At 65.2% G+C, this 8383-nt stretch carries 6 protein-coding genes and 1 pseudogene; 5 read left to right on the forward strand and 2 right to left on the reverse strand.

Annotated features, from left to right (window positions below; genetic code table 11):
• Nucleotides 1-217 (reverse strand): annotated as a pseudogene (locus BEN49_RS28825) (hypothetical protein); the annotation flags it as partial.
• Nucleotides 218-267: 50 nt separating this feature from the next.
• Between BEN49_RS28825 and BEN49_RS07490 the strand changes: the two are divergent.
• The 5 genes from BEN49_RS07490 (at nt 268) to BEN49_RS31175 (ending at nt 6386) form a co-directional block, all read left to right on the forward strand.
• Nucleotides 268-1110 (forward strand): DUF4097 family beta strand repeat-containing protein, encoded by an 843-nt coding sequence (locus BEN49_RS07490; RefSeq protein WP_158022787.1) that lies wholly within the window; start codon nt 268-270, stop codon nt 1108-1110.
• A 19-nt stretch (nt 1111-1129) separates the two neighbouring features.
• Nucleotides 1130-2605, forward strand: coding sequence for a serine hydrolase domain-containing protein (locus BEN49_RS07495; protein WP_070742429.1), 1476 nt, complete (start codon nt 1130-1132; stop codon nt 2603-2605).
• A gap of 112 nt (nt 2606-2717) precedes the next feature.
• Nucleotides 2718-3614, forward strand: coding sequence for a DUF4097 family beta strand repeat-containing protein (locus BEN49_RS07500; RefSeq protein ID WP_070742430.1), 897 nt, complete (start codon nt 2718-2720; stop codon nt 3612-3614).
• Between the two features lie 172 nt (nt 3615-3786).
• Nucleotides 3787-4914 (forward strand): carbohydrate binding family 9 domain-containing protein, encoded by a 1128-nt coding sequence (locus BEN49_RS31170; RefSeq protein WP_125916609.1) that lies wholly within the window; start codon nt 3787-3789, stop codon nt 4912-4914.
• Nucleotides 4863-6386: a DUF5916 domain-containing protein gene (locus tag BEN49_RS31175; protein WP_070742432.1), complete on the forward strand. Its 1524-nt coding sequence runs from the start codon at nt 4863-4865 to the stop codon at nt 6384-6386. Before BEN49_RS31170 ends, BEN49_RS31175 begins: the two co-directional genes overlap by 52 nt.
• Nucleotides 6387-6482: 96 nt before the next feature.
• On the opposite strand, the gene BEN49_RS07515 is transcribed toward BEN49_RS31175, so the two are convergent.
• Nucleotides 6483-8105 (reverse strand): S8 family serine peptidase, encoded by a 1623-nt coding sequence (locus BEN49_RS07515; RefSeq protein WP_083325881.1) that lies wholly within the window; start codon nt 8103-8105, stop codon nt 6483-6485.
• Between the last annotated feature and the right edge of the window lie 278 nt (nt 8106-8383).

Here is an 8383-nt window from a genome sequence, read left to right on the forward strand (position 1 = left end):
AATGGCCAGCTAAGATTGCAATACATACAATCTTGAGAATGATCATCTGACGCTTGGCATCGCGGGTCATCAGCCCCAGGAAAGGGAAGACGAAATTGAGATTGAAACCCTCGTGGCGCTGCGCGAAAAGCGCGCCGTGCCCCAGCTCGAACAGCTCAGCCAGCAGCCGGAAGTGCTGCGCGCCGTGCGCCAGCAGGCCGAGGCCGGCATCGGGCAACTTATCTAACTAACAATTGATAAATACGCAATAAAATGATTGATTTCCAGATGAATACCGTCAAACTAGAGGCCACTGCACCGGCCGCACCGGCCACGCGCTGGGGCCCCTGGGTGGCCGCGCCGCTCCTGCTGCTGGCGCTGCTGGGGGCCCCCACCGGCCTGCGGGCCCAGGAGTTCCGCGCCAAATTTGCTAGCGCCCAAAACCGCAAAGTGGTGCTCGACATGCACGGCAGCGACGTGACGGTGGAAGGCTACGACGGCGACGAGCTGGTGGTGCGCGGCAGCGGCGGCTACACCGCTCCGCCAGTATTATCCAACGGCCTGCGTGCGGTGTACAGCGGCGGGGGCGAAGACAACACCCGCATGGGCTTGGCCGTGACGCCGGCCGGCGATAACACCCTGCGCGTGACGCGCACCTCGCGCAGCGACGGCCACTACACCGTGCGCCTGCCCCGCCGCACCGACGTGGTGTTTTCGCAAGCCGCCTGGGGCGGCTCCGACGACCTGACGGTGCGCGACATCGCGGGCCGGGTGGAGGTGAGCCTGAAATCGGGCGATATCCGGCTGCTGAACATTGGGGGCCCCGTGGTGGCCAACACCATCAGCGGCGACATTAAGGTGGTGTTCAGCACCACGCCCGACGAGCCCAGTGCCGTGTCGACGGTGAGCGGCGACGTGGACGTGACCCTGCCGTCCAGCGCCAAAACCACGCTCTCGATGCGGTCGGTGTCGGGCGAAATCTACACCGATTTCGACCTGAGCCTGGGCGGCCCCAGCGGCCTGCGCCACGTGGGCGGCACCAGCACCGTGGACGGCCGCACCAACGGCGGCGGCACCACCCTCAGCCTGAAAACGGTGAGCGGCGACATCTTCGTCCGCAAAGCCAAGTAATTAGTAACCCAGCATTGGCATGATTGCGCTTCGTTTATTCATCTTGGGCTGGCTACTCGGACTATCGCCGGGGAACGCGGTGGGCCAGGTGCGGCCCGCGCGGCCCGCCGCCATCGGGGCGCGGCTGGATACGATCGTGCCACGGCTGGGAAACGCATTCATCCGGCAGCCCGCGCGGGTCGGCCTGTCCATCGGCATCATCGACCACGGCCAAGCATATTTCTACAATTTCGGCAGCATCGAAAGCGGTAAGCACCAGCTGCCAACGCCGCATACGGTGTACGAAATCGGCTCCATCAGCAAGACGTTCGCCGGCCTGCTGCTGGCCCACGCCGTGCTGGAGAAGCGCGTGCGCCTGGACGACGACATTCGAAAGTACCTGCCGGGGCCCTACCCCAACTTGGCCTACCAAAACCAACCCATCAAGCTGGTGCATTTAGTCAATACGACCTCCCGGCTGCCCGACAACTTGCCCGAAAGCCTGGCCCACCGGCCCGCCGATGCCGACTCGGCCGTGGCGCAAATAGTGGAGAAGCTGCGCACTTACACCAAGCAAGATTTCTTTGCCGACCTGCACCACGCCCGGCTGGACACCGTGCCGGGCCTGCTGCCGCGCCATTCCAACGTGGCGGCACAGCTACTGGTCTACATCCTGGAAGGGGTGTACCGGGCTTCGTACGCCCAGCTGCTGGCCCGCTACATCGACCAGCCGCTGCACTTGGCCGGCGCGGCTGGCGCAGGGCCCCGGGCGGTGGGGTACAACGAAAAGGGACACCCAATGCCTTTCCTGGATAGTCCTACGGCAACGGCCAGCGCGCTGCGCTACAGCACCGCCGACATGGTGCGGTACCTGCGCCACCAGCTGGCCGAGCAGGACCCCGCCGTGGTGCTGGCGCACCGGCCGGCCTGGGGCAGCCTGAACGTGGAGGCCATCGGTTTCAACTGGAACCTGGAGAAAACGGTGGACAGCCAGCGCAAGCTCCAGCAATCGGGCGGCACTTTTGGCCACGCCAGCTACTGCGAATTGTACCCCGACCGGCAGTTTGGCGTGGTGCTCCTCGCCAACGAGTCGGACGCGGGCACGCAGGGCAGCCTCCAGGCCGTGGCCGAGCAGCTGGTGGCGGCCCTGTACGGCGTGCCACCCGGTTTGCGAGCCCTGCAAAAGGCCCTGCTGGCCAACGGCTACCAAGATGCCCCCGCGGTATTTGGGGCCGTGCAGCAGCAGCACCCCGAGCTGCACCTGACGGAAGACTACGTGAACACCTGGGCCTACCGGGTGCTCCGGCGGGGCCAGTCCGAGCCAGCTCTGGCCCTTTTTAAGCTGAACGTCAGCTTGTTCCCCCAAAGCTGGAACGTTTACGACAGCTTGGCGGAAACCTACGAAAGTACGGGGGCCCAGCAGGTGGCCATCGAGAATTACCGCCATTCCCTGGCCCTGAACCCAAAGAACGAAAACGCTACGCAGCACCTCCAAAAGCTGGGCGCACTGCGTTAACGAAGCCCTGCGCTGAGTGCTCCAAGCGCGGTCAACAGGGCCCCTTAGCCAGTAAAAAGTACGCACATTCTTCCCACATCTGGTCATTTCTCCCTCCCTAAACCCTTCGCCCATGAACCGCTTTCTACTTGCCGCCGCCTTGCTGCTCGGCAGCCTGGCCCCGGCCCTGGCCCAGCGCATCATCACCCAAACAGCGGCCTTGAGTGGCGGGCAGGGCGTGTTCCTCGACCTCAAGCACGCCCACCGCATCCGGGTGCGGCCGGGCGGGGCGGAGCTGACGGTAAAGGCCACGGTGGTGGTGAACAACAACGAGCGCAACGACGCCGTGAGTCTCAAGCTGGAGCAGGCGGCCGCGGAGGTGAGCGTGGTGGAAACGCTGGACGAGGCGCTGCTGCGCAAATTCCAGTTCTCGGGCGAGTGCAACGGCAGCGGCAACGGCGGCGACAACGACAACAGCGGCAGTACCTACAACTGGAACAACGGCGACGGGGGCAAGGGCTACCGCTACTGCCTGCAAATCGACTACGAGGTGACGCTGCCCGCGGGCACGGCCCTGCGCCTGTCCACCATCACGGGCGACTTGGACTTGCAGGATTTAACGGGCGAAATCACGGCCAAAACGGTGAGCGGCGACCTGCAGTTTGCCAACCTGAGCGGCGCCGTGACGGCCCGCACCATCAGCGGCGATGCCAAGGTGACGCACCGGGGCCCCCGCGCCGTGAACGTGAAAACGGTGAGCGGCAACGTGAAGCTGACCACTGAAAACGGCGCCGCTACCGACGTGGCCTCGGTGAGCGGCGACGTAGACGTGAGCTGGCCCGCCGCTGAGGGCGCCGACCTCAGCCTGCGCTCGGTAACGGGCGAGGTGTACGCCGACCCGGCCGTGGCCTTCAGCAACCGCCGGGCGCACTCGCTGATCGGCTACACCCTGAAGGGCACCTTGGGTAGCGGCGGCCCGCTGGTGCAAATCGAGTCGGTGAGCGGCGACGTGTTCTTCCGCAAGCAATAACGCTTCTGGGTATCCTTATGCGGCCCGGCCGCGCGTTGCCGCCCAGGCGGTGGCCGGGCGGAGCCTTGACCGGAGCGGGGCCCGGGGGCCCCAAAAATAATCTGTTGCCCAGACAACGGCCGGCTTTTCCCGGCGTCTCTGCCCCACCGAAACCTCTCCCCACCCAACTTTCATGTTCTCCTCTTTGGCCCTGCGCTGGCTGCCGCGCCTGCTTGCCTGCGCCCTTTTGCTGAGCGCGGGCCCCCTGGCCGTGGCCCAAAAAAGCGCGGCCAAGCCCCCCGTGGCCGCCGCGCCGGTGGTGCGCCGCCAGCTAGCCGCCCACCGCACGGCGGCCCCCATCAAGCTCGACGGCCTGCTCGACGACGCGGCTTGGGCAGGGGCCCCGGTGGCCGGGCAGTTCATCGAATTTCGGCCCCACCCCGGGCGGCGCGAGGGCCAGCCCACCGAGGTGCGCGTGCTCTACGACGACGCGGCCATGTACGTGGGGGCCAAGATGGTAGAGGCCAGCCCCGACAGTATCCGGCACGAGCTAACGCAGCGCGACGACATTGCCAACACCGATTTTTTTGCCGTATTCATCGACCCCTACCGCGACCACCTCAACGGGTACGGCTTCTTCGTGCTGAGCACCGGCGTGCAGGTGGACGAGCGCCTGTCGCCCGCCAACGGCGAAGACGGCGCCTGGAATGCCGTGTGGGAAAGCCGCGTGGCCCCGCTGCCCGACGGCAAGGGCTGGGCCGTGGAGATGCGCATTCCGTACTCGGCCATCCGCTTCGCCCAGGCTCCGGTGCAAACCTGGGGCGTGGAGTTTTTCCGGCAGCGCAAGGCGGCCAACCAGCAGACCACCTGGAACCCGATTGACCCCGCGACGGACGGCTTTGTGAACCAGTGGGGCGAGCTGACGACGCTCGAAAACCTGCACCCGCCGCTGCGCCTCTCCCTCACGCCCTACGTGAGCAGCTACGTGAACCACTACCCCTACAACGAGCAGGGCAAACGCAACTATAGCACCAGCTTTAACGGCGGGGCCGATGTGAAGTGGGGCATCAACGAGAGCTTCACCCTCGACGCCACGCTGGTGCCCGATTTCGGCCAGGTAATCAGTGATAACCAGGTGCTAAACCTCTCGCCCTTTGAGGTGCAGTACCAGGAAAACCGGGCCTTTTTCACCGAGGGCACGGAGCTGTTCAACAAGGGCGGCCTGTTCTATTCGCGGCGCGTGGGGGCCAGCCGCTGGGCTTCGACGACGTGGGCGGGCAGCTGCAAAAGGGCGAATTCGTGTACCAAAACCCGGGCGTGACGCGGCTGATTAACGCCACCAAAGTATCGGGGCGCACCAGCAAGGGGCTGGGCATCGGCGTGTTCAACGCCGTGTCGGCGGCCAGCTACGCCACGGTGGAGGACTCGGTGGGCGGCGCGCGGCGCGAGGTGCTCACCCAGCCGCTCACCAACTACAACATCGTGGTGCTCGACCAAAGCCTGCCCCACAATTCCTACGTCTCGCTCATCAACACCAACGTGACGCGCGCCGGCCAGGCCTACGACGCCAACGTGACGGCCGGCCTGTTCCGCTTCGTGGACAAGTCGAACCAGTACGCCTTCAAGGGCCAGGTGAACTACTCGCAGCGGCGCGGCACCGGCCTAAACTCGGACGCCCCCGTGAGCGACCGCAACGGCTACAAGTACTACCTGAACTACGGCAAGATTTCGGGCAACTGGACCTGGAACGTGGACCACGGCATCGAGTCGGACACCTACAACCCCAACGACTTGGGCATCCTGTTCGGCAACAACAACATCACGCAGACGGCCACGGTGAGCTACAACAAGTACCAGCCATTCTGGAAGGTCAACAACCTCTACACCTCGCTGGGGGCCTACCAGTCGCTGCTGTTCCGGCCCGCGCTTTATCAGGACGCCGGCCTGTACGGCAGCGCCAACACCACCTTCACCAAGAGCTTCATTACCACGGGCTTCAACCTGAACCTCGACCTGGCCAAGCACGACTACTACGAGCCGCGCACCGCCCCGCTGGGGGCCTACTACGTGCTGGTGCCCACCAGCGCCAACTTGGGCGCGTTCGTGTCGTCGGACGGCCGCAAGAAGCTGGCCTACGACGTGAACCTGGGTGGGCGCTACTTCGCCCTCGACGAGCGCCTGGCGCGCCCGCGCCGCTTCAGCTACGGCCTCACGCTCAGCCCGCGCTACCGCGTGAGCGACAAGCTGAACTTCCGCTACACGTTTGATTACAACCTGAAGGTGAACCAGATCGGCTACGTGAACGATGGGCTGGACGCCGGCAACCCGCTCGACCAGCCGCTGCTGGCTGCCTTCGGCTCCGACGTGCTGCTGGGCGGCCGCCGCGTGTCCACGTTCACCAACACGCTGACGACCAACTACACCTTCACCAACCGCCTCTCGTTCACCATCCGCCTGCGGCACTACGTGAGCGCCGTGCGCTACCAGAGCTTCGCGCGCCTGCGCCCCGGCGGCACCGAGGAAGCCCTGCCCGAATACGCCCGCAACCACGACAACAGCTTCAGCGCCTTCAACGTGGACGCGGCCCTTGTCTGGTGGTTTGCCCCCGGCTCGCAGGTCAGCCTGGTGTGGAAGGACGCCACTTCGTCGTACCTGCTCGGCAACGAGGCCACCCCGCTCTACTTCGACAACCTGGCCAACACCGCTAACACGCCGCACAATAACAACGTGTCCATCAAGGTATTGTATTACCTCGACTACCTCACCCTGCGGCCCAGGCGCAAAGCCAGCTAGGGCCCCCGGGGCCCGGCAGCAGCGGGCCAGCCCGGGGACACCCCCCCGAACGGGCGCAACTGCCGGCGCCGGCCCGCTGCGGGCGGTGCCGGGGCCCTACTTCGCCGCCATTTGCTGGTCGGCCAGCTTCATGGCCTCGTACAAGTTCACGATGCCGCCGGACTTCGAGAGCGTGGCAAAATCCACGAGCTTTTTGGTGCCGGGCTTGTTCACCAGCGTGTGGTAAGGCACCGCCGACTGCACGATAATTTGCTTGAGCTGGGCCGGGGTGAGCTTCGGGTAGTACGACTTGAGCACCGCCGCTACGCCCGCCACCACCGGCGCGGCCATGCTGGTGCCGCTGAACGTGGCGTAGGTATTGCCGGGGGTAGAAGAGTAAATGTCAACGCCCGGTGCAAATACGTCCACCGTTTGCCGGCCGTAGTTGGAAAATTCGGCGGCCAGCGCTGGGGTATTGAGGCGGCTGCTGGCCCCCACCGTAATCTGGTTCGGAATGTCCTGCCCGTTGAGGTAGCGGGCCGAGGGAAAATTCGTCCCCGTGTCGGTGTCGACGGCGCTGTTGCCCGCGGCGTGCACCAGCAGCACGCCCTTTTGGTCGGCGTACTGCATGGCCGCGTCCACCACGGCCTTGTCGAGCGAGTAGTCTTTGCCGAAGCTCATGCTAATAATTTGGGCCCCGTTGTCTACCGCGTAGCGAATGGCGTTGGCCACGTCCTTGTCGCGTTCGTCGCCGCTGGGCGTGGAGCGCACGATCATGATGTGCACCGCGCTGGCCACGCCATCGGCCCCGAGCCCGTTGCCGCGCACCCCCGCGATGATGCCGGCGCAGTGGGTGCCGTGGGTGGCGTCGGGCCCCTGCGAATCGGGGTTGCCGTAGCCGGTTTCGCTGAGGTTGGCTGGGTCGTCGCCCACGAGGGGGCGCGGGTTGTAGGCCGGGTTGAGGCTTTTCTCCACCCGGTTGCGGGAGTGCGCCACGGCTTCGCCAAGGGCTTTCAGGGCCTCGTCGGAGCTGCCAAAATGATTGATGGTCAAAAATTTGTACAACGATGCCGCGCTTGGCATGTCGGGCCGGGAGCGGGCCGCCTGCCACAGCGTCGCCGTGTCGAGCACGGACAGGTTTAGGGCCTGCTTCATCCGGCCGAATGAGGCGGTGTTGCTGGCCAGGGCCCCGCTCAAAAAAGTAAGCTCCTTGTTTTCCTTGGCCAAGTCCCGCTCGTACGACGTTTTGGCCCGCTCGTATACGTCAAACTTGGCTTGGTCAGCGGGGGCCAGCGCCTTGCGCTTTTTGCCCTCAAACTGCGGGCGGTACTGGGCGTAAATGCGCGTTTGCTCCAGGGTTTCCACGGCAATGTTCTGCCCGTCTTTGCCGCCCAGGAAGTTCCAGCCGCGCACATCGTCCACGTAGCCGTTGTGGTCATCGTCGAGGCCGTTGCCCACCACTTCGCCAGGCTTGCGCCACAACACGGGTTTCAGGTCCGCGTGGGTCGAGTCGATGCCCGAATCAAGCACGGCCACGAGCACCGGCGTGGGTTTGCGGTTGGCCAGTAGTTCCCGGTAGGCCCGGTCGGAGCTGATGCCCGGCACGCCGTCGGTTTTCAGGTCGAGGTGCTGCCAGCGGCGCACCGCGTCGGGAGCCTGGGCCCGGCCGCTGAGCGCCGCCAGGGCCAGGGCCCCGGAAAAGGCAAGACGAGGAAAGAATAGAGCGGTAAAAGTCGTCATATAAAGCAAGGGCAATAGGGGATAGAACGGTAGGAATGACCGGAAATGAATGGGAAAATAGTGGCGCGAAGCTACTCCTGGCACGGCCAAAAATTCGAAGCAGTTTGGGTGAACTGCGCGAATGGCGACGACCCCGATTCCTGGCCTTGTTAGTCATAAACCAACCTGGGGCCCCCAACTCCCGCCCGCTACTGCGTGCCGCGCACGCGGCGGGCGGCCACGGCCAGTGCCAGGGCCCCAGCGGCCGCCGCGGGCAGCGCTGCCGCCGGCCGGTGCAC

This window comes from Hymenobacter coccineus (genome assembly GCF_001816125.1).
Lineage (GTDB): Bacteria > Bacteroidota > Bacteroidia > Cytophagales > Hymenobacteraceae > Hymenobacter > Hymenobacter coccineus.

What these genes read in the sequence shown, in the direction of transcription:
- BEN49_RS07495 (WP_070742429.1), top strand. Translation starts at nt 1,130, where the DNA reads ATGATTGCGCTTCGTTTATTCATCTTGGGCTGGCTACTCGGACTATCG.
- BEN49_RS07490 (WP_158022787.1), top strand. Translation starts at nt 268, where the DNA reads ATGAATACCGTCAAACTAGAGGCCACTGCACCGGCCGCACCGGCCACG.
- BEN49_RS07515 (WP_083325881.1), bottom strand. Translation starts at nt 8,105, where the DNA reads ATGACGACTTTTACCGCTCTATTCTTTCCTCGTCTTGCCTTTTCCGGG.
- BEN49_RS31170 (WP_125916609.1), top strand. Translation starts at nt 3,787, where the DNA reads ATGTTCTCCTCTTTGGCCCTGCGCTGGCTGCCGCGCCTGCTTGCCTGC.
- BEN49_RS07500 (WP_070742430.1), top strand. Translation starts at nt 2,718, where the DNA reads ATGAACCGCTTTCTACTTGCCGCCGCCTTGCTGCTCGGCAGCCTGGCC.